This window comes from Clostridium beijerinckii (assembly GCA_003129525.1).
GTDB lineage: Bacteria > Bacillota > Clostridia > Clostridiales > Clostridiaceae > Clostridium > Clostridium beijerinckii_D.
In genome coordinates this window covers 2476419-2502711 of the sequence record CP029329.1, presented here as the reverse complement: position 1 = coordinate 2502711, position 26293 = coordinate 2476419, and the positions used below count along the sequence as shown (strand labels likewise).

Sequence of the window (26293 nt, the reverse complement as noted above, 5' to 3'; positions counted from 1 at the left end):
AAGAGAACCTCTCCATATAGATTAGGTTCTCAATCTTACTAAAAATACATTATTCTAAACCTTAAATAATTTTCTTGAATTTGTACATCATATTAATCTATAAGTAATATTATTTATAAACTAAACATTTTCTTTATTTCTTCATACTTTTCATGTGTAAGTAGAGCATCTTTTTCTGTATTCTTAAGTTTGACCACGTAGGTCCACCTTCCATATGGATAGATTTTCGTGATTAATGATAGATTTATAATATATGATTTGTGGCTTCTAAAGAATTGAGTATTATCCAGTTTTTCCTCTATGTCAGATAAAGAAATAGATGTTACGAAGCTATCTGTTTTTGTATATATAACAGTGGCGCTTTCCTCTCTTTGTACTAGCACTATTTCCTTTGTATCCACAAAGCTTATGCCTTCTTTATTTTTTATCATAAGTTTGTCCAAACCTTTTTCATGCTTTATGATCTTATCTATACCATCTCCATAGTTAGGCTTATTTAACTTTTTTATTCTATCTAAAGTTTGCATTACTCTTTCTATTTTGAATGGTTTAATCAAATAATCGAAAGCATATAACTGGAATGCATCAGACATATATTCTGCATGAGCTGTTGCAAAAATAATTATAGTCTTCGGATCTATATCTGTTAACCTTTTAGCACAATCAATGCCACTGCCCCCAGGCATTTGGACATCAAGGAACACCACTTCAGGGCGATGCTCCTTAAATATGCCTATAGCTTCTTCTCCATTATCTGTATCTCCCACAACCTCAAAACCACCAGATTTATTTAATATTTTTTCAATTATGGTTCTTATTCCTTTTTCATCATCAACTATAAGCACTTTTATATCCATATCAAAATTCTCCCATTTTTAAATTCTTCTTTTTTTTCTAGTTTTACTTCTTGGCTTTCCAATTATTTCTGAAAGTATAATCGCCTGTTGAAGTCTAACCGGTGTTATTTCCTGGGTAATAGAATCTATCACTCCTTGTGGATCTGAAGAAGTATCTTGTTGTTTATTAAAGTAACTATTAGTTTCATTATTATTAGAATTAATATCTTCCTCAGGAATACTTTCATTATATTCTATATTGCTATTTTCAGACTCTACATTAATATTATTATCCATACTATTATTTAAGCCAACACCCTTTGTAAAATTGAAAATATCACTTTCTCCAAGCCTATTTCTCATATATTTAGGATCATTGATACCCGTTATAATAGTCTCTAATATATGAATGACATCATTAAATTTCATATTTTTCACTCTCCTAGGAGACTATTTTTTATCGTTCATTTCTGTATCATTAGTAATCAAAGTTTGATTTTTGTTTCCCGCCTTAGAAATTGAACTTCTCATATTTGTATCTGAAATAACATTTTGCATATCATAATAATCCATTATTCCAAGTTTTCCTTCTCTAAGTGCATAAGCCATTGCTCTTGGTACTTCTGCTTCTGCTTCTACAACAGTAGCTCTCATTTCTTGTTCCTTAGCTACCGCCATTGCTCTTCTCTCTTCTGCTTTAGCTCGTGCTATATTTTTATCAGCTTCTGCTTGTAGCGTTTGAAGTTGAGCTCCTATATTCCTTCCTACATCTATATCTGCTATATCTATGGACAGAATTTCAAAGGCTGTACCTGCATCTAAGCCTTTACTTAATACAGTTTTTGAAATAGCATCTGGATTTTCTAATACTATCTTATAACTACTAGAAGAACCAACTGTAGTTACTATACCTTCACCAACTCTGGCTAAAATAGTTGCTTCTCCAGCTCCTCCTACTAGCCTTTCAATGTTAGCTCTAACTGTAACTCTAGCTTTAACTAGAAGTTCTATACCATCCTTTGCAACTGCTGAAACATTTGGTGTTTCAATTACTTTTGGATTAACACTCATTCTAACTGCTTCTAAAACATCTCTGCCTGCTAAATCAATAGCAGCTGCCTTTTCAAATTTCAAATCTATGTCAGCTCTATGGGCCGCAATCAATGCATTTACTACATTATCTACATTACCACCAGCTAAATAGTGAGCTTCTAATTGATTTACATTTAATCCCATACCAGCTTTTGTTGATTTTATAAGTGGAAGTACTATTTTAGAAGGTACAACCCTTCTGAGTCTCATACCAACTAAATTGAATATACTTACTTTAACATTAGCTGCTAAAGACGATATCCATAATCCTAGTGGTACAAAAGTAAGAAATACAGCAATTAAACATACTACTGCTATAATTATTATGAGTAAATTTATAATCATTAACAATCTCTCCTTTAAATATTAATTTTTTATGAGGAAACTCGACTCGTATACACTCGCTGAGTAAGTGATTCACACAAAATCATAGATTTTGGTTCTCTACTTAACCCTTTTAACTAATAACTTTACTCCGCTAACTTTAAATATTTCAACCTTAGCGCCACTTAAAATATACTCCCCATCAGAAACCACATCAAACTTAACTCCATCTATATCTACAGAACCAGCTGGTCTTAAGTCCGTAATTGCAATTCCCTTTTTTCCTAGTAAATAATCTAAATCTGAAGAGCTAATATACCCATGTTCTTTTTTTTGTTCATCTGATAGTATTAATGGCTTGAACAATTTTCCTTTTGTAAAAAACGTTAAAACCACACCTAGCATAGCACCTAACACGGCCAGTATTGCCAATGCCATAACTAATGCTTGCGCAAAATTTTGAGCTGTTAATGCTACTGCAAATATTAAACATATAGCCCCTACAGCTCCTGGAACTCCAAATCCAGGAATATGCATTTCTAAAAATACCAACCCGAAGCCTATAATTAAAAGTAAAACTGTTAGAACTGTCATATCTGGTAAAAATACATTCATGTTTTTCTACCCCCTTCCTACTATATATATAATAGTCCTAATAATACAGATTTGTAATACAAAACTTCTAAACTATACACTTTTAATGCTCAAATGTCATTTATCAATCTTTTTTAGGTATAACTATTTCAAAGGATGTCCTTTTCTCATCTGATGTAACTGCAACTGTTCCATGAAATGTTTCAACAATGTCCTTAACTATAGCAAGACCCATACCCTCTCCCTTATTTCCCTTAGTGGTAAATCCCTCTTCAAATATGTTATCTATAATTTCTTTAGGTATAGTATATCCATTATTTGATATATTAATCTTAATATTTTGTACGTCTTCTGCAAATTCAACAAGCATATACCTATTATCAGGCTTTAGCTTTAAAGCAAATATAGCATTATCTATTATATTACTTATCACTCTACAAAATTCCCATGGTTCCATATTAAGATGTTTCAAATCACTTTTTATTTCTAATTCCATCTCTATTTCATTTTTTTCTGCCATTTGTAACTTTGCTTGAAGTAGTGCATTTACCGCCGGTTCTGAAGTTTTTAGAGCTTTACTAATTCTTACTATATCTTTATAAACAGGCTCCATATAGTTTCTTGCCTCATCAAATTCCTCAAGTTCAATAAGCGAGTAAATAACCTGAATATGGTTTAAATAGTCATGTCTTTGAGTTCTTAAAGTTTTATTAAATGACTCAAGATCCTTTATTATATCTATTAAATTATTACTACCCTTTTTAAATAAAAGATTATAAAATACGATTCCTGTAATAATGCTATTAGTACCTATACTTATAGCTATAACATAAATTATAAAATTCCCCTCAATCATATAAGGATTTTTGTTTTTGTAGTAGATAAATAGTGTTATAAACACAACCTCTATTAAGTTTAAAAATATAGATATTAATACTATTTTAGATATGTTATATGCCTGCTTTTTAACTATCATGCACTCACCCCCATTTATAATAAATATTAAATACATTTTACCATATTTTTCTTCAAATAAGAAAACCCACCAGAAAACTGATGGGCATTTTTTTGTTATAGTGATATTATTTTTGAGTATATATCAAATCTTTTATATTTACTTTATTTTCTTGCATTTCATTTTTTATTAAGAAGTCTTGTGTCTTTTCAAGTTCTTCCATATCTTTATCTGTTATATCCATGCTGAAATCATACCAGCTATACATTTCTTTAGTTTGATCAATTGTTAATCCAACTTCTTTTGATACCTTTTCTAAAGCTTCATCCTTGTTATCATTAATATACTTTAGTGTTTCTTTTTCTACATTCATAAATCTTTTAACTATATCAGGATGTTTTTCTGCGAATTTAGTACTTACCGCAGTTACTATAATTCCATCCACTAACCCCTCTCCAGTAGTTACAACAGTACTACCTGCATTTATTGCTTTTAATGCTGTAGGTCCTGCTATTAAAGCTGCATCAACACTTCCCTCTGCAAGCGCTGATGTCGCTTCCGGAATTCCCATATTAATAAATTCAACATCATTTTCAGTAAACCCAGCTTTATCAAGTGCTGCAATTAATACTTGATGTAATACTGTTCCCTTAGGGCCTGCAACTTTTTTACCTTTTAAATCAGCTGCTGATTTTATTGAATCATTATTTGTTAAAATCATAAATCCTTTTGGAGATCTACTATATGTGTTGAGTATCTTTAAATCCACCCCATTAGATGCTGCGATTATCGCTGAAGTTCCGCCTAGTGCATGTAAGAAATCTAATTCTCCAGCTGCTAATGCTTGTGTTTGATCTGGACCAGAGGTTATTTCATGAAAATTAACTGCTATATTGTCCTTTGAAAATTCCTTTCCAAATAAATCATCTTGTTTTTGGATAATAGATGGTACATTTAATGGTGCTTTTACATATGTTAAATTAATTTCTGAAATATCTTCTTTTTTTGTAGAAGTACTTCCATCAGAACTCCCTTTATTTGAGCACCCTGCTAGCATTCCTACTACTAATACCATTGCTGTCATACTTAATAATAATTTTTTCATTTTTCATTCTCCCTTTATATTTCTTTTGTTGGGTTATGTGTGAATATCAACACAGTTTTTAACATAACCTCTTGTTCATTCTTTTAATATATTTAGAATTCGGTTTTTTAATTCCCCATAATAACTGCCTGTTAAATCCCTGTTATAACTCTCATTTATCTCAAACTCTTGAATATCCCCTTGACTTGTAAAAATTATAATTTTCTTACCAATTCTCATGGCTTCATCAATATCATGAGTAACGAAAATCACACCTTTATTAGTACATTCATGTATCTTTATAACTTCATTTTGCATATCCATTCTTGTAAAATAATCTAATGCTGAAAAAGGTTCATCCATAAGCAACAAATCTGGATTAAATGAAAGTGCTCTTGCAATACTCACTCTTTGAGCCATTCCTCCTGATAATTCATTAGGATATGAATTTTTGAATTTATCTAAATTCATCATTTTAAGATATTTATCTACATTAACACTATCTTTATTATTTAAATCAGATTTCTTAAACTTTAATTTTAATAACAACTTGTTTGTTTTATAACTCTTTTTATTATGAAAAGCTATATTTTTAGTAACCGTAAGCCAAGGCATAAGCCTGCTCTCTTGAAATACTAGTCCAACTTTTGGTTTATAGGCTTTATTCTCTTTTATGAAATTTATTTTGCCACTACTGGTGTTTTCAAGTCCAGAAATGAGTCTAAGAAGTGTAGTTTTTCCGCATCCACTTTTCCCGAGTATGACCGTTATATCATCTTCCGATATCTCTAATGAAATATTTTTAAAAACAACATGTTCTTCATTATTAATCTTATAAAATTTAGATACATTTTTAATTACATATCCTGAATTAATCATAAGCTTCAACCATCTTTCCTTTACCCACCATTTTTACAAATCTTGAAAATATATAATCTGTTATTATACCTAAAGCACCAATTACAATTATTCCAACTATAACTACATCTGTTCTAGACATTTCTTTACCATCTGAAATTAAATATCCAAGACCTGAAGATGCAGCAATTAGTTCTGCGCCAATAATTGCTCTAAAGCTATATCCTAAGGCTAATCTAAGTCCAATAACTATATTAAGAACTGCATTAGGAATAATTATTTTCATAATTATTTGATATTTTGATAATTCAAAAGCTTTTCCAACTTCAATTAATTTAATGTCGCAATTCTTTATTCCATTTAACGTGTTTATAAATATAGGGAATATTGACGCTAATATTATAATTATTATTTTGGATTCCTCTCCTATACCAAACCATAATATAAGCATTGGAATCAAAGCTAATGGTGGAGTGTTTCTTAAAAAATTTAATAATGGTTTAAAATATTCGTAAATTTTTTCATACATTCCAAATATTATCCCCAGGGGAATTCCCATTATTATACTTATTCCAAAGCCTATTATTATTCTCTTCATACTAGCATAAATATTAATAAATATTGATCCATTATTTATCATCTTAATAAATGTCTTAAACACTCTTTCTGGTGGTGGTAAAATGTAACTACTCCATATTTCCATATTACAGACTACTTTCCAAACTACAAGTAATAATATAAATATGTAATATCCTTTAAATACGCTCTTACCCTTTAATTTTGATTGTTTTTTTTTATCCATTTATACATCTCCATTATTGCAGCCATTCTATTAAATAAGAAAGCGATTCACACAAAATCAAAATTTCACTTTATAATTATATACCATTTTTTATTAGATTTTGCTTTTGTCTGACAATTAAATCTCAATGCTTATAAACATAGATAATAAAGTTAGTTTTGATATAATAGAACAATAAATAAATAATTTAATGGAGAATATAGTTATGAAAATGAAAATTCTTTTTATAGCACCTTATTTAGGATTAAAAGAACTAGCCCAGTCAGTTTCAGAGGAATATGAGGATATACAGATAGATGTATATCAAGGAAATTATGAAAAAGGACCACAACTTCTAAAAGAATTGAATGCTGATGAAAAATATACTGCACTTATAACAAGGGGTGGTACAGTTGAAGCCTGCAAGAAGGTTACAACTACTCCTATTATTGAAGTTTATATAAATGCTTTTGATATACTAAGGATTTTAAAATTGTCACAAGGATATAATGGAAAGAAAATATTTTTAGCTTATCCAAGCATTGTTAATTCATTTAAACAGCTAAGTGAACTTATGGGATATTCTATAGAGTCAAAGTGTTATTTTGAATATAAAAATATAAGAAGTATAATTGAAGATCTAAAAAAAGAAAATTATGAACTTATAATTGGAGATAATATGGTATACGAGACATCACAAGAACTAGGAATGAACAGCATATTGCTTACTAGTGGAATAGAAAGTGTAAGAAGTGCCTTTGATGAGGCAGTGAGATTATGCAATGCTCTTTTTAAAGATAAGGATCAGATTCTTGAATTTAATAATTATACAGATGATATAAAAATGGAAAAAGATAACATAGATAAATTTGTAAGAATATTCAATGGACATGAAATATCACCTAGTTTTGTAGATACAGTATTTCCACAAACAATTTTTTCTCAAATATCAGAGCTAAGTAATACGTCACTTCCAACTATTATAACTGGTGAAGATGGAATGTGTAAAAGTGATGTTGGATATTTATGCTGCTGCTTTAGCCCTCAAAAAAGAAAAAGTTTAATATGTGTAAGCTGTTATTCGGTGCCAGAAGACTACAACTATGATTTATTAGACAGTATTATCATGGAGCATTTGTGGAATGAAGGCGGAACTTTATTTTTAGAAGATATAGATCAATTATCTAAAGAAGGACAAAAAAAGATAACTGATATTTTGAAGAAGTTAAATAAAAACAGTAATGTTAAAATAATTGCCTCTTCTGAATTGCCTGTAGAAATTTGTGTGAGCAGTGGAAAGCTTCTAAGACAACTTCGTTCAATTTTAGATGAAGTGAGAATAGAACTTATGCCATTTAAATATTATACAAGTGAAATTAATAATATGATAAGCATGTATCTTGCTAAATTGGATGTAAGATGCGCAATCCATGTTGTTGGAATAAAAGAACAAGGAATAAATTTACTATCAGGTTATGATTGGCCAGAAAATGTGAGACAGTTTATGAGAGTAATAAATCAATTAGCACTAACATGTAATGGTCCCTATATTACTCAAGCTAAAGTTAAGGCTGCTCTAAAAAAAGAACGTGATAATCATAAGCAAGCTACTTTGGTACCTGTTGATCTTAGTGGAAGTTTAAAAGAAATCGAAACTCGTATTATAAAACATATAATGATTGAAGAAGAGATGAATCAAGTAAAAGTTGAAAAAAGATTAGAAATTGGACATAGTACATTATGGAGGAAATTAAAATGATTTCATAATGAAACGAATTTGAGAAATAACCTATTGAGGATGTCATAATCACTTTAGTATAATAAGGCATATTAAAGAATACTAAGGACGTGAAATTATGATTAAAGATATGACAAAAGGCAATATCCCAAAGCAACTGGTCAGTTTTTCTATACCCTTAATACTAGGAAATCTGCTTCAACTAACTTACAATGCAGTAGATTCTATCGTTGTAGGAAGGTTTTCAGGAACAGATGCATTAGCAGCAGTTGGAACAGCTAATCCTGTAATGAATATTGTCATTTTAGGAATAACAGGTATATGTATTGGAGCATCAGTGCTTATGAGTGAATTCTTTGGTGCTGGAAATTATAAAGATTTAAAAAAGGAAATATCAACTACATTAATATTTGGGTGCTTTTTTTCTCTTTTAGTTGTAATACTTGGTTTGATTTTTTCAAAAGCAATATTAAGTCTTATTGGAGTGCCAAATGAAATTCTTGATTCTTCAGCACTTTATCTTAAGATTATATTTATTGCAATGCCATTTACATATTTGTATAATGCAGTAGCAGCAGCTATGAGAAGTGTTGGCGATTCCAAAACCCCAATAAAGTTTTTAGCAATTGCAGCCATTTTAAATGGATTTCTTGATTTTGTTTTTGTAGGGGGGTTACACATGGGTGTAGTTGGAGCCGCACTAGCAACAGATATTGCTGAAGCTTGTTCTGCAATTTTCTGTATAATTTACATATATAAAAATGTTCCATTATTAAGATTGACTAAAAGTGATATGAAAATAGATATGAATCTCTTAAAAAAGACACTTCAACATGGTTCTATCACAGCCTTGCAACAATCTTGTCAGCCAATTGGAAAGCTATTAATACAAGGTGCTATTAATCCCTTAGGTGTTGCTACTATTGCAGTATTTAATGCAGTAAACAGAGTTGATGATTTTGCATTTACACCACAACAAAGCATATCTAGTGGAATGATGACCTTTATAGCACAAAATCGTGGTGCAAATAATCAAAAACGTGTTAAAGATGGCTTTAAAATTGGATTATGTGTAGAATTTTGTTATTGGATATTAATTTGTATAGTTGTTTTATGTTTAAAGGAGCCCATTATGAAATTATTTGTTTCTTCAGAAGATACAATCATGGTTAGTTTGGGAGTTCATTACTTAGGACTTATGGCATTCTTCTATCTATTGCCAGCATTCACAAATGGTATACAAGGCTTCTTTAGAGGCATGGGAAATATGAAGATTACATTAGTTTCGACACTTATACAAATATCTTTTAGAGTAATATTTGTATATGTTTTAGTTCCGCATATAGGAATGATGAGTTTCGCCTACGCAAGTTTTATAGGATGGATACTTATGTTAGCTTATGAAGTACCATATTATTTCATATATAAGAGAAAAAATGATTTCTTAACAGATTCAAATGAACTTGAAGGAAATATGCAATTACAAGAATAAAGTTAAAACATCAAATTCATAACTTTCTTCAAAACTCCCAACTTCTTTTAAAAATTTTCCGCCACCTTATGTTGCTAAATAAAAAATTTATACAATATGGTTGTATTAATAATTGTAGAATTATATATACTATATATGAACTAAAATTATTAGGAGGTATCGTATGAAGAAATTATTCAAATGTACCGTTTGCGGATTTGTACATGAATGTGAAGAAGCTCCTGAAAAATGCCCTAAATGCAACCTTGGCAAAGAAAAATTTATTGAATTAAGCAGTGAAGATGCAGATAAAATTTATCAATCAGATAGAACCAATGATATTCATATGGAAATCATTGCTTTAATTGATAAAATCACTACTCTTTGTAAGGAAGGTATAGATATAAAACTAGACCCCAATTGTGTATCTGCCTTTGACAAAGCAAAAGATGAAGTTTGGACAATAAAACAAAGATCAAAAGCAGAAATTGTGGCACATATTACTAAAGGTAAATGGTAAAATACAATAATTCATTAGCAGGTGACTATCACCCTAAAGAAAGTTCTTAGTGCTTTAGCACTTAGAACTCTCTGTTATTAACAGTCAATTTTTTACTTTTTCAAACTTATTATGAACTTATATATTTATATAGCTCATTTTCCGCTCTATTAAATAAACATTTAAACCAATAAGTATATAGTTCAGGTTTATTTACAATATCAATCTTAACCTCATTAATATCAACCCATTTAAAATCATCTGCTTCATCTTTGTTTGTAACTATTTCTCCATCATATATTCCAAAAAAGACATGATCATATTCATTTTCAAAAAGGTTATCTTCAAGTTCTACTTTGTAAACAAAACTAAATACCTCTTTAAGTTCACATGTAAACCCCATTTCTTCTTTAAGCCTTCTGTAAATTGCATCTTGTAGATTTTCACCATATCTAGGATGACTACAGCAGGTATTAGTCCAAAGTCCAGGAGAATGATATTTTTTTATACTCCTTTTCTGCAACAATAATTGATTATTAGAATTAAATACGAGTATGGAAAAAGCTCTGTGTAATATTCCTTTATAATGGGCTTCCATTTTTTCAATAGAGCCTATTTCTTTGTCAAATTTATCAACGGCTATTATATTTTCTACCATTTTTCACCTCGATTTATATAGTTAATGTAAAAATAAAAACTTTAATTTTGTATTAATATTGTTCTATTAATTATTATGTTTTAATTTAAATTCTTATTCTTTAAATTTAAGTACTCTTAAAACTTCATAGTTTAATTTATTATTTAACTTATATGTATGATTAAACCACAAAAACTATAAAGTATCGTGATTAGTTTGACAGCTTTGCTTCAAATTCTAAAAAATATAATTTAAAACAGTTAATTATTACAGCAACTATACATGCAATTATATTGAGAAAACACTCTATGCCACTTTCAAGAAACTGTTTTAACAGTTTCTTGAAGTTATAGGCTGCGATTTTAAATCCAACCCATAATTTTGAGCGCAATAATCCCCGGATAGGCATGGTATCAATTTTATATCTTCTCCTCAAAACAGAAGGAATACCTTCTATACCAGCCCTTTTATTTGCAAGCTTTATATACTCACTCTCGTGCATTTTTTCTCTTTGAGTAGCTGTATTATAAGCTTTTTCGCTAACTCTTATGGTATTAAATTTCTTTGATATTTTCTTTGGACATTGTGAATTTAAAGGACATTTTTCACATGTACTGGAGTCAAATTTGGCTGTATAAGATTTTGAACTATAATAAGACTCTACAGGTTCGACTCCGTTAGGACAACAACTTATTACATTTTTTTCGTCATCTACAATGAATTTTGAATAACTCAGTTTATCAGTAGATACTTTTCTGCCAACTAGTTGACTTGGAATCATTTCAATTCCTTGTTTTAAAGCATTTTTGGCTTTTTCTTGTTCATAGTAAGCACCATCAACTAGTAGTTTACAGTTTGAATTTTTATTTTGTGAAGCTAAATTAGCAATAACATCATCAGCAAATTTTGAATCGCTGTGAATATTTTGCTTAAGGTCATAGCCTGTTATAACACTGTTTTTATCATTAAATGATTCTTGTATATTAACAACATAACCAACGTTACCACCATATTTTTTTCTGTAGGTTGCATCTTTGTCAGTTGGATTTTGTAAACTAGTTGAAGTTATATCTTTTGAATCTTTAATAACTAAATTTTTTGCAGCATCTTCTGTAGTTTGGTCCTGAATAACTCTATTTAAAAGTTGAAACTCTTCTGTTGAAGTAACTATATCTCCAGCTTTCAGAGCGATATTGTATAGAATTTTAGAATGTTCGATTAAAATTGAAAGTTTTGAATCAGCCTTTAAATCTTGAGTTCTATATATAGTGTCATTTTTATGCCCCTTTTCAAGGTACGGTTTTAGTTCATCACTTATAATAGGTGGATTTATTATATTTAGAGCTTTAATAAGTCTGCTATTTATAGAATATACTAGCTCAATTCTACTTAATTTTTTGCATGATGAACTAACCATTAACGAATCCACTCTAACTTTTTTATTATCAACAGATAAATACTTAGCAATGCTTTCGGATAAAGCTTCAACTTCAGCTTTTATTAAGTCTTCATTAGTTGACGCTTCATATTCAACAAGTCTGTTTCTAAAATTTGTTAGAGTATTTATAGATACTGGTTGTGTTTCATAATTAGTTGTATTTAAAGCATATTGATATCTTACATCGAAATGAATAGAGCCGATAAGCTCTTCATCAGTCTGCTGAAATATTTCTTTTATAATTAGTAAGCCAAGAATAACATTAATAGGTGAATTAGGCCTTGAGGCTTTATTGCTATATAAAACCGAAAAACGCTCCTCATTTATTCGCGGAAAAATATGATCCTTAAATGCCTTAGCCCAACTTTTATTTAAAATATCTTGAAGGTATTTTGGCATTTGGTTGATTGGTTCAAATAATGAAGTTTGTTGAAGGTCATTTTTGCAAAACATAGTAATTCTCCTCATACGTTTAATTTTATAATGCTATTATATCATTAAATTCTAATTGGATGATATTTGTCAGCTTTTTGTGGTCTAATCATATGTATTAATTTTAAAAACTCATCTTCAGACAATATTTCTATTCCTAAGGCTTGAGCTTTAATTAATTTACTGCCTGGATTTTCGCCTACTACTACTATATCTGTTTTTTTGCTTACGCTGCCTTTTACAAGACCACCATATTGAATAGCAAGTTCAGACAATTCTACTCTACTTTTCAAAGTCTCTCCTGTAAATACTATGCTTTTATTGTCTAAGATATTTTCTATAATATTTTCTTTAGCCAATTCTAATCTTGCCTTATCTTCTTCTCTTTTTTCCTTATCCACCTCATAATTTCTTTTTATTTTACCCTCATTACTAATAGCACCTAATTTACTCCACTTTTTAGGTTTCACTACTTTCAATAACTCTAATAAATCAAGTACATCTTGCATTGCAGTATGTGTTTGTCCATCTTTTATATTATAATAATTTAATAAATCCACTAATTTATAGCTATCTAATTTTTCTATTGCTTTTATTGTATTCATACTACAATAAAATTTTTGGTCTTTATCTACCCAATTCCAATAATTCAAAAAGTTTCTATCAAAGCTTGCATTATGAGCAATTATTGGATACTTATATTTAGAAATTAGAGTTTTAAACTCTTCTCTTAATATTTCATTTTCTTCTATGCTATATAATCCTGAACCATATCCTTTTTTGTACTCATCTTCATTATTAATAATAGCTAAATGTAATTCATCAACAACTTCATAGTCTTCTACGACTATAGCTGCTACTTCCCTTATTCCATCTTTAGGTGAAAAACTAAACGGGGTTTCTATATCGACTATTATGAAATTTTCTTTCTTATCTACTTTTTCCTTTTTTATTACTTTTTCTTTCTTGTCTACTTTTTGTTTTTTCTGACTTTTATTTACTTCCTTTTCTTCACTCGAAAGATTTTTTGAAAAATCCTTTCTTTGCATGTCAAAAAAATAGTCTGGATGAATACTATGTAATTCTCCGTTAATATCTAATATTATCTCATTATCATCAACAAACCCAATAACTTTACATTCTACAGACTTCTCTGTAAATGCACCCTTATAATAAAATTGTTTTACTTCAGTAGCTTTTGAAGATAAAAATTTCCATTCTCTTAATTTTTCTAGTTCTTCTTCTATACTCTCAAATGTTTTCCATTCTCTTTTAGGTTCTAACATATATTTCTCCTATCTTTCACGTTTTATATTCTTCAATTGGATAGTTTTCTAAATTTGTTATTTTATGCTCTGTTACAGGCTTTATAGAATAAAATTTTCTATTTCTAAAGCTATTCCATCATTCCAAATTGTATCCGTAACTTTTTGAGCATAATTTTTAACTTGATCACTAGCATTACCCATAGCTATTCCACATCCAACTGTAGACAACATTTCTATATCATTTTTACCATCACCAAAAGCATAACTATTTTTCAAAGGAATATCTAGATAATCTAATATTTTTAATACTCCTAAAGCCTTTGTATTTATTTTTGAGTATAATTCAAAAGAATTTGCTTCTATATTGTGGATATAATCATAATTATTATTTCCTAAAGATAAACAATAATCTATTCCTTTTTTATCTTTGCATAACATTTCAATTTTATATATGTCTACTTCTTCAATATTATAATTACCTTCAAAATATTTATTAGATATACTATAAGAATTAAACAATGACTGTAATTCTTTATATTCATCTTTAATATATGAATATGTTTCTCCTTGTAAAATATATTGAACATTAAGCTCGTCAAAATTATATGCCAACTCTCTTACAAAATCTTTTTCAATAGATTCTTTATATATACATGTATCTTTAACTTTTACATGTGCTCCATTTGTAAGTACGAAACCATCAAAACCAAAATTAAGCAATGCCTCGTTTAGAAAAGCATATGGTCTGCCTGTTGCAATAAAAACATAATCTCCTTTTGCTTGTAATGCACGAATAGCTTTTTTTACTCTAGGAGTAATATCTGTTATCCCCTTTAAACAATCTAATAAAGTTCCATCTATATCAAAAAATACTGCTCTTTTCATGATTCTATCTCCTTTTCTGCTCTAGCTTTTCTAAGATAAAATAAGTTCCGCTTAGCTATATATCTGTTTTATCTTAAAATTTTCCTACTTCTTCCTACCAGTTACTTTCTAAAAGTTGTAATTGGCGTTCCCGCTTCAATCATCACTTTGTTGCTTATTAAGAAAAATCCTTGAATAAACATCAATAAGCCTGTTCCCATAAGTAACCATTCTATTTTAATCATGTCAGATATTGGTCCAAACACTAGCATTCCAAGTGGCATCATGGTACTTGATATCATTCCCAAAACGCCAAATACTCTGCCTAGGAAATCTTCTTCTACTTTTTCCTGTAATAAAACTGTAGATGGTGTATTAAATAATGGCATAACAATTCCTGCTAAGGCCATAAAAATCAAATACACAACAAAATTCGGAATAAACCCAAGTGCAAATGTGCATATTCCCATGACAAGAGTTGATAGAGACATTGTATGAACTTTGTTTTTAAATCCACCCCAGTACGCCATTATTATACCGCCTACCATCATCCCTATAGAAAATGAAAGTTCGACTGCTGTTAGACGCCAAACATCATTACCAAAGCTACGAGTTACTTGTAGAGGTGTTAAAAATGCAATAGGTACAGCTAACAGAAAGAATATTGAACAAAACCAAAAGAAACTTTTTACATAACTATGATTTTTAATATACCTAATTCCGTCTCTCATATCCTCAAAATAGCTTATTGCTTGCTTATTTAATGCTCTTGCATGAGCTGGAACTTTCAAAAATAAAAGTAATATTGAAACTGCAAGAAATGCCGTAATAACATCTATAAGAAATATTGATTCAATACTAGCTATAGTAAGCAGTGCACCACTAAGCATTGGGCACACCATCATAACCAATGATTGTATACTGCTGTTTGTTGCATTTACCTTAGTAAGCTTATCTGCTGGCACAAGTTGTGGAATAAAAGCGCCTATTGCTGGCGTTTGAATTCCTGTTCCCAAGGCGCGTATTGCTGAGACCACAAAGAGCAACCATATAGAATCATATCCCATAAAAAACAATATGGCTAAAATAAAAGTTGCTATTGCAATCATAGAATCTGATAGCATAATGAGTAATTTTCGGTTATAACGGTCAGCCCATACCCCTGCAAATGGCGAAATAAACAATGTAGGAACGAAACTACAAATAATTGATATGGTCATCATTACACCCGATTGTGTTTTTAATGTAATATACCAAGTAATTGCATACTGAACCAACATTGATCCAAAGAGGGATACAGTCTGGCTAGCTAAAAATATTATTATATTCTTTTTCCAATCTTTATTCATATTTAAAATATTCCTCCACTTAATTCTTATTTATGAATCATAATTTTAACTATAAATTGAGATAATCTATTTTTGTTATCCCCCGTGCTTTGCAAATCTTTACTATTATTTTGTTTCTTCTAAAAATTCATTAAGTAAGGCATCTTGCAATTTCTTAATAATCTCAGGTGCTTTTCCGCCTACAATCTTTCCATCTATTTCACATGTAGCCATACAAAACTGACCTGAACTCGTAACTATAACTTCATCTGCATCCATTAATTCCTTTAAAGTAAATGCTGTCTCTGTTACAGGAATGTTAAATTTCTTACACATATTTATAAGATGTGCTCTTGCTATACCTGGTAAAATCAAATTGTCTGTTGGTGCAGTTTTTAAAATGCCATCTTTTATAATAGATACATTGCTATGAGCACATTCAGTTACCCTTTCCCCCCTGTGAAATACTGATTCCTGACATCCAGCTTCTTCAGCTTTTTGAGCTGCCATTACATTTGGTAATAAATTCAGGGTTTTTATATTGCAGTGTAAAAATCTAGTATCTTCTAAAGTGATCAATTTTATTTTTTGTGACATATCCTTTACATTCACTGGTCTTAATATAATCCAAATATTAGCTTTCACATCATCTGCAGGGAATGCATGATTACGTGTAGCTGTTCCTCTTGTAACTTGCCAATATACAAATTGTTCGCCACAATTAACTTTTTGAACCATTTCATTAAGTAGACCCTTTAATTCATCCTTTGTATATGGAATTTCAATTTGCAATAAACCAGCACTGTTAAAAAAACGATCAATATGCTCATCTAATGCAAATATATTATGATTTCTACTATAAGTAGCATCATACACTCCATCCCCAAAATATGATACACGATCATTCATTGGTATTTTCATATTCTCAATTAAATCATATTTTCCATTGTAAAATCCCAAATTTTCCATTGTTCGTCCCCCTATTTTAAGCCAAAACTTTTCAACCGCACAAAAAGTATGAGCCTATTCAATTTTTATTTAAATACTAACTATATTTTACCACAAAAACAAAAATCTAAATTGTCATTTATCATAGTTTTTCTCATACAAACACTATAAACATCACCTAAGCACACCTCAACTCCTCATGTTTCCTATAAATATTTATCTATTTTCATAGTTATCTTTTAAAATATTTACATATAAAACTATATTCCTATAAACCTATGTTTCTTTTAACATAGGTTTATAGGAATATTTAAAAATATTTTTATTTTTTCATATATAAATTCCTGTTTCATGTATATATATTAAATCAAGTTCTGTTGTTTCTCCATTCCCTTTTGGTAAATAAACATTGGTAAATAATTTATACTTTACCTTAATTTTTTCTATTTTCATGTTGTTTTTTCTATTGGCCGTTTTTTATTTTCTACAAATCTTGAAATAATCATTGTACAAACTGTATTTCCTGATGAATTTAATAATGTAGCCGGTGCGTCAATTATTGTGGCAATTACAAGCATTATGGCTAAAGCTCCTTGTGGGAATCCAAATATACTTAAAATTAGCATTTCTCCAATTGCTCCTCCTCCTGGAATAGCTCCAACTACAGCTCCTACAAGTAAACCAGTACCTAAAATCTTTATTAAAGATCCAATGTCGCTAATATCATTACCAAATATGGTCAATAGAAACATTATTTTATATATTCCACCTATTACAGATCCGTCTTTATGAATATTTACTCCAATTGGCATTATTATATTAGCAAGGGTATTTGAAACACCCATTTTCTTTGATGCTTCGATATTTACAGGAATGCATGCTGCACTTGAGCAAGTTGCTATGGCTGTTATAGATGGCTTAGCTGCGTTTCTCCAAAATATTTTTACTCCATCACTTTTCCCACCAATGTATGCATATAAGGTGAAGAACGCAAAGTAATATACAATTGAAACTACTAAATATAAAATGAACACCTTTATATATCCGGTTAATATCTGACTTCCTAACTGCCCAACTACACTCGCAAAATATGCTCCAAGTCCAATTGGCGCATAATACATTATTAAATTAATAAATTTCATAGTTACTGCTGCACCACTATTTAAAAATGCTCCAAAAGGCTTTCCAGCTTCTCCGCTCATCATAGTTGATAATCCTATTAGGGTAGAAAAAATAATTAATGATAAAAGATTGGTTCTAGATAGTAAGGCAGAGAAATCTCCTACTGAAATGCTACTTACTATAGTTTCAATAAAGCTTACACTTTCACTATTTTGATTTTCAGTAGCACCCATTAAATTGTTAATAATTGAAATATCTAAACCTTTTGCTGGATTAAATATTTTAAAACTAATTACTCCTATTATTCCTGAAATAATTGCTGTGCAAGCAAAAACAATTATAGTAACACAAAGTATTTTCCCAAGTTTGCTTTTACTATCCATACTAGCAATTGAAGATGCAATACTAAAAAATACAATAGGAACTAAAATTGTAAATAATAGATTCAAAAATAACTGTCCAAATGGTGCAAATATGCTTGCTTTTTCTCCCATAGCCATTCCTAATACTCCACCAATGGTAATTGCAACTAATAAAATTAGTGATGATTTATAATTTTTTAGTGATTTCATTTTTCTCATCCTTCCATGCATTCAGATAGTCTTTTTATCTTTTTAATATCTAATATAATTTTATGATCAAGTACCACTCGTTCTGCTTATAATTTATTATATTCTTTATTTTTGCAATAAACAGTGTATATATTGCTTATTATAGTGTAAAAAATGCTTTATAATTTATATAAAACAAAAAAGAATTTATTTCGTATTCAGCAATTTCTTCTGATTTTGTTTCCATATTATTTAAAATATTATTTATTTGCTTTTGTAAATCATCAACAATTTTCTTTATTTTTTCCTGCTTTAGTTTTTCTCCAATAATATGCCCTGCAATTCCTCCACCAATTATGCTTGCAGCAATACCTATGGGACCCAATAATGCTCCTGCTAAATATCCAATTGCACCACTAGTTGCAACAGTTTTAATTATATTCTTAGTATTTTCATCTTTATTATTATCACTTATTAGTAACTCCTGATTGACCTTAATATCCATTTTAACAGTTTTATCTAAAATGGTACTTATTGATTTAGTATCATTATCAACATATAGTTTGTTTAATTTATCACAAAATTTATTTTCAAAATCTTTTTTATTATTTCCTATTAATCTGCTTATATCTTCAGTTGCTCTTCTAAGTTCCTGTGATATCTTTGATTTTAATTCAATAAAATCTTCAGAATCAGTTATATTTTCAGCCATATTCGATAATTTAATTTTAATGGTATTAAATTCACCTTTAGCGTAAGTTATAATATCTTTTTGAAGATTTATTTTTTGTTTTTGTATCATTAAATTTAAGTCTTCATTATTTAACTTAAGCATATTTTCTTCATTTCTGAAATTTTCAGATAATTCTTCTAACTGATTATCTGAGCAGTTAAGTTCAAAAACTTCTTCCTTCCAGCATTCAATCATATCATTGGATATATTATAAGTCTTATTAAGTGCTCTAGTAATTTTCCACGTTGTCCCTCACTATCCTTTTATGTAAATTAATCTGCTTATTTCTCATAATGCTTGTAACTACCTTATTACATCTTAACACTCTAGAAAAAGTAGCATAATCAACTTTATTACTATACTGTACTTCGTATATTTCTTTTGGTAATATTATAGATTTTTGTGACTTATATATATTATTTACCTTAAATTCCATCCAACAAAATACAGTCTACCCATATTTCATCACAAAAAAATGGGGCTGTCGCAAAATGATTAAAATTTAATCAGGCGCGACGTTCCTTTTCGGTTCAAAGCAAAGAATCTCTAAATAATTGATATTTCATTTCAATTATTTAGAGATTCTTGTATTTTAGGCGCAATTAAATTAGCTGGTCTTAATATTTATTTAATCTCTTTAACTCAATAATCCATATTAACTTTATACTTGGTAAGTTACCTGACTTCTTCTTTTTTTAGTTTTACACTTTATATTAATAGCAAATTTCATGCCACTTTTAGAAGTGCTTATTTTCAAGCCTTTTATACATTGTGCAATTTGTTTTTGTGCAATATGTACAACGTTTGCACAAAAACAGGTTGCACAATTGTTATACACTAAAATAGACTAGTTACTTAATTTTGTAACTAGTCTTTCAATTTCTGTATGTAAAAAAGTCTATCAAAATTTTATATTTTAAACTTAGATATCTCTTCTTTTAGTTTTCCCGAACTTGCTTTAGCAAATAATGCCTCTTCTAATACATCATTAGATTTATTATTTACTTCTAAAATCCTATTTGCTATATCTGAAGTTCCGTCTGCACCATCACTAGCTGCACCTGCTACCCCATCTATAGTTTTTAATATATCTTGTACAGATGATAAAAGTTCTTTTGACGTTGTACTTAAATCTGCTGAAAAATCTTTATAATATAAAGCATCATTATTATATTCCTTGCTTGTCTCAATTAAAGTTTCATAATCTTTCAATATTCTACCTTCTATATTCGCTGAAAGTTCTTCTGTAATAATCGAAACTTCTTCTACATCATCATTTAAATATTTCATTTTATCATTTACTGTATCAATAACATTATCTATATCTTTGGATGTGTTACATTACTTATCAAGTCTTTTAAAGAATTCTGAACCTTATTAATCGATAGTGCTATATCCTCAATTTCATCTTTAGTTTTTATATTTAGATTTTGAGTTAAATCTCCATCACTCATTCTCCCTAAAGCATATTGTATTTTCATAACATTTTTACTTAATTTCTTAGAGTATAAATAAACTATAATTAAAACCACAATACATAACAAAGCTATTGTAAAAATCATGTTTTTAAATAAAGTACTTCTAATATTTTCAAACATACTTGTGTCTATATCTATTCCTGTAATAGCAATAATCTTTCCTTCAGAATTTTTAATTGGTGCATAAGCAGAAATAAAAGTACCATATTCATCTGTTTCTGATTTACCGGTTACTATAACTTCACCATTAAAAGCTTGTTCCATCTCGTTATCCATAATATAGTCTTCTAAAAATTCTGATTCTTCTACTGAAACATCAACTAAAAACTTAGCATCAGTTCCTTGTACCTTTAAAAGTGTATAAAAATTCCTTGCAACACTTTTTGATTTGGCTAAACTCATTGAACTTAATATTTCTTGATATTCTACACTATCTTTTGATTTATCTTTTTCAATTTTTTCGAGTTTGTCTCCATCAATAGAATCTTTTAACTCTAAAATACACTTTTGGGTTGTGTTTTTGATATCCTTTTCAATTTTTTCAAACATAATAAAATTTATTGAAATAAGGATTATAGCCATTAATCCTAAAGTTACCAATATCATTTTTAATATTTTAGCTCCAAACTTACTCATACTTCACTCCTAAAAATAATTTTATCATGCACATTGTACATAACCCTTTACATTCGTAATAACATATTCTGTTTTAATTGATTGGTTGCACTACTAACTCCAAATTCTCAAAGTGCCCACATAAAAAGATTTTTTCTCCGCTTTCAATTATCATATCTTATTGATAATTGTCATATTTTTAATATATACTTAATATTATCATGTTAATGCAATAGAATCAATAATTGACAGAATACTTTGTTAATATATTATTAAAACATCTTCATTCAATGTTTTCGTTTGTAGTACACGAGGTATTTCCTACATGATTAATTTGCATAACTTCCTTTATACAATTCTACAAACCTATTAGCTTCATCTCAAACTGGTTTTGTTTCTTTTACAATGTATACTATTTTTTACTAATAATTTGTTCTGTATATATTAAAATTTGTTTATTTAATATGTATGGCGATATCTTAATACACTTAATCTTAACTTTATGATTTAACATCAGATAAATCTTTTTGTCTGTAACCACATCATATATCTATTAGGAACATAATTATTATTTTCCTACTAGATTTCAATTCTTTATTATACTTGAAAAGTAAAGTTATCTTTAGTACTATAAAATTATGACAAAATTAAACACTTAATAATATAATTGTGTTTATCGAGAGGGGAAATAGTGTTAAATGGAATTTAATTTAAAAGAAGGAACTTCAATTGTTAAAGAATTAAAAGTTACTGATAATGAGACAGCAATAAAAATGGGATCAGGAGATTTAGAAGTTTATGCAACACCGTCTATGATTGCTCTTATGGAAAATGCAGCTAAGAGTTCGGTAATAGATGAACTTCCAGAAGGCTATACTACCGTAGGTATTGAAATGAATGCTAAACATATTAAGGCATCTCCAGTTGGTGCAAATATAAAATGTAAAGCTACTCTTATAAAAGTAGATGGAAAAAAGTTGTTTTTTGATGTAGAAGCAAGCGATGACAAAGGTACTATCGGAAAAGGTTCTCATATAAGATTTATAGTAAATTCAAACGATTTTATGGAGAAAACAAAAAATAGTTAAATCTATTCTGTAGAAACATAAAGAGCTTTTTAATGAAAGAAATATCACAAAGTATTACGTTATTTAATACCTAAACTTAACCCCCCGAAAAATCGGGGGTTTTTTAATTATTTATCTATTATAGTTAAGTTTTTAGAAAAACTTATAAAATTCATTTAGTGAGGAGCTTGTACTTGATAATCTTATAGTACTTCAAAGTGATTTTTTCATGTGCGTGACACTTACTTTTAATCTAAATAATAAATATAGCCACTAACGTAGTAACCACTAAACCTATTACTACTGGCTTAATATTTTTCTTAGCCAGTTCAAAAGCATCCACACCACAAATAGCCGCTACTGGTATTAATGCCCAAGGAATTACAGTTCCTCCACCTATCCATATTCCTGCTATTTGACCTAAGGCTGTTAGTGTTGCTACTCCTCCGCCTAAAGCTGTTGAGAATATTTTAGATATAGATCCGACTAGAGATATTCCAGAAAAACCCGATCCATCTAATCCTGTAATAGCACCAACAACTGTAAGTGTACTAGCTGACACAATTGAGTTAATTGGAACAGTACTCGCAAGTGCAACACCTAAATCATTGACTATACCATTAGAGTTTTCAGGAAGTATCTTTCCAAAGATATCAATAAAAGCTGAATCACCTAAGTAAAAGAAAGCAGCTATAGGTATAACAACACCAAATATCTTAAATCCAAATTGAAGCCCTTTAACTAGATTATCAGTAATTTTTTCTAAAGAATTTTCTTTATAGATTATTACTGAAATCAGACTTAATATAAATATAGCAGTACCACCAATAAGAGCTGTAGCATCGCCACCCTGTAACTTAGAAACATACATTATATAAACATCTAAGGCAAAAAATGCTACTATTAGTAAAGCTAAAAACCTTCTCAAATTTTTTGAAATAATATGAATTGAAGCTGATGAATTACTTATTGTTTCTTCTATTTTATACTCATTAAATGTTACGCCTTCTTTAATATCCTTCCTAAGATAGTAAAATGCAGCAGTAGTTGTTACTATACCCATTGTAATTATAAGGGGTACACTCGCAGAGAGAACATCAGCAACAGGTATGCCTGCTGCGTCTGCAGTAAGCTTAGGTGCTGCTTGAATAATATAGTCACTTGATAAAGCTATGCCGTGTCCAAATAAGTTCATTGAAATAGCTACACCCATAGCTGGGAGTCCTGCTTTTTTAGCAATAGGCAAAAATAATGCTCCTATAAGTGCCACTGCTGGTGATGGCCAGAAAAACCAGGATAAAATCATCATAACAATTCCAATAATCCAATAAGCTACCCAGTAATTTTTAATGACTTTTTTGAAAGGAGATACCATCTCATCATTTATTCCTGAATCCATCAAAGTATTGCTCATGGCCGTTATGATAGATATTATAAAGATAGTCGGCATAAGCTCCTTTGTTGCATAAACAAAGCTATTAAATACCCCCATGACGGATTTATATATAGAATCTGTACCTACTAATCCCAAAATAAAGATACCCAATATACATAACAGTGATATGTCCTTTTTCTTCACCATTGCTAATATTATCATAATGATAAAAATAAGATAGATATAGTGAAGTGATGTTAGTGTTAAGTTAATCATGTATTTCTCCTATAAAAGTTACTATATAGTTAAATTATGTGAGAAATATATACTTCGTGACAGCATACTCAGTAGTTAGTAAGGAATATTTTATAATAATTTAGGGTTTAAAATATTAAATTATATAATATAGTAATAAAGAAAAAATAACTGGCTAAAGTAAATGCATACTACAGTCAGTTATTTCTAAAATAAAATTATCTTCTTAATACTAAGGCATTAATATTCCACCATTAGGAGAAATTGTTTGGCCAGTAACATATTTTGCTGTAACAAGATATTCAAGACATCCAGAAATATCATCCACTTCACCAATCTCACCTAAAGGAATTCCTTGTTTCAAAACAGCAACAGCTGCTTGATCAGCTCCTTTAAGCATATCTGTCCATATCATACCAGGTGCTATTGTGTTTACACGAATATTTGATTTACCAAATTCAACTGCTAATCCTCTACTTAAACCAATTACACCGCTCTTAGCTGCACAATAATCTACTTGTTCTGCAACACCCATAAGTCCTCCAATTGAAGAAATATTAACGATGCATCCTTCCTTTGCCTCAACCATATAAGGCATAACAAGATGACAACAATGAATATAACTCATAAGGTTTACATTTATAAGACGTGTATACTTCTCTGGCGTTAACTTTAAGAAGCTAAGATTATTATCAATACCTGCATTATTAACTAAAACATCAATTTTATCTCCAAATTTATCTATTGTAGCATCTACAAGTTTTTTGCATTCTTCATAATCACCAACATCTGCTTGTACTGCTAATCCATCTACTCCATACTCAACTTTGATTTTTTCAACAAGAGCATAAGCTTTTTCCTTGCTTCTATCACTTACGAAGTTTAAAACAACATTGTAACCCATTTTCGCAAGCTTAAGTACCATTCCTTCTCCAAGCCCTCTTGAACCACCTGTAATAATAGCTGTTTTCCCCATTTCAATCTCCTCCTATATGTTTAATTGTTAAAAGCATAACAATTAATTATTGTATTATGCTTATCTATATTATACAGAAAATTCAGTTAATTGGTCAATGTAAATATCACAAAGCATGCATTCTCTAAAAATCTGCGATTTTTCGGAGACTTTTTTATTTCATTTCTTATTTATTTCCATATAAAAAAAACTATTTAGTTTCATTACTAAATAGTTTGGTTTTATTCAATCCTATATTCATGCATAAGCACTAACCTTAAATCCATTATTCCTAGAAATATCCTTTATCCTTTGATTTAAATAGTACTTTCTTGTAATTATTTTACTATCTGGTTCATTTAATGAGTTTGCTGCATCTATTAATGGTGAATTACTCTCCTTTAATAAGATTGAACGTACTATATCCTCTGATATAGTATGTAAATCTAATGATACATAATCTGTATTAATTTGATTATTATTTCTTCTATGCACTTCTATAACTTTTCTCTTAGCTATAGTTGATAAGAATACTTCAATAAAACTACTTTGTGAATCAATTTTATTTTTATAACTAAATACTTCCCAAAATACATCACTTAGGTATTGTTCAATTTCTTCTTTTGAATATATAATCAAAAGTTCATTAGATACTAATTTATATATAAGTGGCATATAACTTTCCATCATTATTTTAAAACCTAACTCAGGTTTGCTATTTAATAACTCTATAAATTTATTATCAGAAATCATAATATAACCTTCTTTCCACGAAATTTAATTTATAAGTATGCATAAAATAAACTATCATTTTGATTTATTATTTTATGAATATACTTACATAATACATAATACATTTCGCAATTTAGTTAAAAAATCTGACAAAATAATTAAAGCTAAAGTTTTCTGAGTATAAAAACTTTAGCTTACTGCAAATTTAGTTAGAATAAATTTTCTATTTATGCACAATCTAATTTAAAGTATCATTAAATGGA

22 protein-coding genes, 3 pseudogenes and 1 riboswitch are annotated in these 26293 nt (G+C 29.1%); of the genes and pseudogenes, 4 read left to right on the top strand and 21 right to left on the bottom strand.

The window, feature by feature from the left end:
* Nucleotides 1–113 precede the first annotated feature (113 nt).
* From DIC82_11075 to DIC82_11040, 8 genes are all read right to left on the bottom strand, one after another.
* Nucleotides 114–857: a DNA-binding response regulator gene (locus tag DIC82_11075; GenBank protein ID AWK51536.1), complete on the bottom strand. Its 744-nt coding sequence runs from the start codon at nt 855–857 to the stop codon at nt 114–116.
* 18 nt (nt 858–875) lie between these two features.
* Nucleotides 876–1265 (bottom strand): hypothetical protein, encoded by a 390-nt coding sequence (locus DIC82_11070; GenBank protein AWK51535.1) that lies wholly within the window; start codon nt 1263–1265, stop codon nt 876–878.
* Between the two features lie 21 nt (nt 1266–1286).
* Nucleotides 1287–2273 carry a hypothetical protein gene (locus tag DIC82_11065; GenBank protein ID AWK51534.1) on the bottom strand — a complete coding sequence of 329 codons (987 nt, stop codon included), beginning with the start codon at nt 2271–2273 and terminating at the stop codon, nt 1287–1289.
* A 99-nt stretch (nt 2274–2372) separates the two neighbouring features.
* Nucleotides 2373–2867: a serine protease gene (locus DIC82_11060; GenBank protein ID AWK51533.1), complete on the bottom strand. Its 495-nt coding sequence runs from the start codon at nt 2865–2867 to the stop codon at nt 2373–2375.
* Between the two features lie 103 nt (nt 2868–2970).
* The gene (locus DIC82_11055; GenBank protein AWK51532.1) at nt 2971–3822 is read right to left on the bottom strand and encodes a histidine kinase; all 852 of its coding nucleotides are present in this window, start codon (nt 3820–3822) and stop codon (nt 2971–2973) included.
* A gap of 106 nt (nt 3823–3928) precedes the next feature.
* Nucleotides 3929–4885, bottom strand: a complete 957-nt coding sequence (locus DIC82_11050) for an ABC transporter substrate-binding protein (protein AWK53075.1) — start codon at nt 4883–4885, stop codon at nt 3929–3931.
* A 96-nt stretch (nt 4886–4981) separates the two neighbouring features.
* Nucleotides 4982–5764 carry an ABC transporter ATP-binding protein gene (locus DIC82_11045; GenBank protein AWK51531.1) on the bottom strand — a complete coding sequence of 261 codons (783 nt, stop codon included), beginning with the start codon at nt 5762–5764 and terminating at the stop codon, nt 4982–4984.
* Nucleotides 5757–6446 (bottom strand): ABC transporter permease, encoded by a 690-nt coding sequence (locus DIC82_11040; protein AWK53074.1) that lies wholly within the window; start codon nt 6444–6446, stop codon nt 5757–5759. Before DIC82_11040 ends, DIC82_11045 begins: the two co-directional genes overlap by 8 nt.
* 304 nt (nt 6447–6750) lie before the next feature.
* Here DIC82_11040 and DIC82_11035 point away from each other — a divergent pair, with 304 nt between their 5' ends.
* The 3 genes from DIC82_11035 to DIC82_11025 all read left to right on the top strand — a co-directional run bounded on the left by DIC82_11035 (nt 6751) and on the right by DIC82_11025 (nt 10253).
* The gene (locus tag DIC82_11035) at nt 6751–8283 is read left to right on the top strand and encodes a sigma-54-dependent transcriptional regulator (protein AWK51530.1); all 1533 of its coding nucleotides are present in this window, start codon (nt 6751–6753) and stop codon (nt 8281–8283) included.
* Between the two features lie 94 nt (nt 8284–8377).
* The gene (locus tag DIC82_11030) at nt 8378–9754 is read left to right on the top strand and encodes an MATE family efflux transporter (protein AWK51529.1); all 1377 of its coding nucleotides are present in this window, start codon (nt 8378–8380) and stop codon (nt 9752–9754) included.
* A 163-nt stretch (nt 9755–9917) separates the two neighbouring features.
* Complete coding sequence (locus tag DIC82_11025; protein AWK51528.1) at nt 9918–10253, top strand: rubredoxin; 336 nt, start codon at nt 9918–9920, stop codon at nt 10251–10253.
* Nucleotides 10254–10362: 109 nt separating this feature from the next.
* Here the strand turns inward: DIC82_11025 and DIC82_11020 are convergent, their stop codons facing one another.
* The 10 genes and pseudogenes from DIC82_11020 to DIC82_10975 all read right to left on the bottom strand — a co-directional run bounded on the left by DIC82_11020 (nt 10363) and on the right by DIC82_10975 (nt 21667).
* Nucleotides 10363–10890 (bottom strand): isopentenyl-diphosphate delta-isomerase, encoded by a 528-nt coding sequence (locus DIC82_11020; GenBank protein ID AWK51527.1) that lies wholly within the window; start codon nt 10888–10890, stop codon nt 10363–10365.
* Between the two features lie 190 nt (nt 10891–11080).
* Entirely contained in the window at nt 11081–12775 is a 1695-nt protein-coding gene (locus DIC82_11015; protein AWK51526.1) for a DDE transposase, read from the bottom strand.
* 29 nt (nt 12776–12804) lie between these two features.
* Nucleotides 12805–14025, bottom strand: a complete 1221-nt coding sequence (locus DIC82_11010; protein ID AWK51525.1) for a hypothetical protein — start codon at nt 14023–14025, stop codon at nt 12805–12807.
* Between the two features lie 81 nt (nt 14026–14106).
* Nucleotides 14107–14892 carry a Cof-type HAD-IIB family hydrolase gene (locus DIC82_11005; protein ID AWK51524.1) on the bottom strand — a complete coding sequence of 262 codons (786 nt, stop codon included), beginning with the start codon at nt 14890–14892 and terminating at the stop codon, nt 14107–14109.
* Nucleotides 14893–14993: 101 nt separating this feature from the next.
* Nucleotides 14994–16220, bottom strand: a complete 1227-nt coding sequence (locus tag DIC82_11000; GenBank protein ID AWK51523.1) for an MFS transporter — start codon at nt 16218–16220, stop codon at nt 14994–14996.
* A 105-nt stretch (nt 16221–16325) separates the two neighbouring features.
* On the bottom strand, nt 16326–17168 hold the full coding sequence (locus tag DIC82_10995) for a D-amino acid aminotransferase (protein ID AWK51522.1): 843 nt from the start codon (nt 17166–17168) through the stop codon (nt 16326–16328).
* A gap of 312 nt (nt 17169–17480) precedes the next feature.
* Nucleotides 17481–17594, bottom strand: a pseudogene (locus tag DIC82_10990) (nuclease).
* 2 nt (nt 17595–17596) lie between these two features.
* Nucleotides 17597–18841 carry a sodium:proton antiporter gene (locus tag DIC82_10985; protein AWK51521.1) on the bottom strand — a complete coding sequence of 415 codons (1245 nt, stop codon included), beginning with the start codon at nt 18839–18841 and terminating at the stop codon, nt 17597–17599.
* Nucleotides 18842–18980: 139 nt separating this feature from the next.
* A complete protein-coding gene (locus DIC82_10980) occupies nt 18981–19748 on the bottom strand; it encodes a hypothetical protein (GenBank protein AWK51520.1) in 768 nt (255 codons plus the stop codon).
* Between the two features lie 714 nt (nt 19749–20462).
* Nucleotides 20463–21667 (bottom strand): annotated as a pseudogene (locus DIC82_10975) (methyl-accepting chemotaxis protein).
* 70 nt (nt 21668–21737) lie between these two features.
* A riboswitch (cyclic di-GMP riboswitch) is annotated at nt 21738–21821 on the bottom strand.
* A 523-nt stretch (nt 21822–22344) separates the two neighbouring features.
* Here DIC82_10975 and DIC82_10970 point away from each other — a divergent pair.
* Nucleotides 22345–22734, top strand: a complete 390-nt coding sequence (locus DIC82_10970) for a dihydrolipoamide acyltransferase (protein AWK51519.1) — start codon at nt 22345–22347, stop codon at nt 22732–22734.
* 232 nt (nt 22735–22966) lie between these two features.
* Here DIC82_10970 and DIC82_10965 read toward each other — a convergent pair whose 3' ends face one another.
* The 3 genes and pseudogenes from DIC82_10965 to DIC82_10955 form a co-directional block, all read right to left on the bottom strand.
* On the bottom strand, nt 22967–24361 hold the full coding sequence (locus DIC82_10965; protein ID AWK53073.1) for a hypothetical protein: 1395 nt from the start codon (nt 24359–24361) through the stop codon (nt 22967–22969).
* Nucleotides 24362–24575: 214 nt separating this feature from the next.
* On the bottom strand, nt 24576–25319 hold the full coding sequence (locus DIC82_10960; GenBank protein AWK51518.1) for a short-chain dehydrogenase: 744 nt from the start codon (nt 25317–25319) through the stop codon (nt 24576–24578).
* Between the two features lie 159 nt (nt 25320–25478).
* A pseudogene (locus DIC82_10955) lies at nt 25479–26051 on the bottom strand (RNA polymerase subunit sigma-24).
* Nucleotides 26052–26293 lie beyond the last annotated feature (242 nt).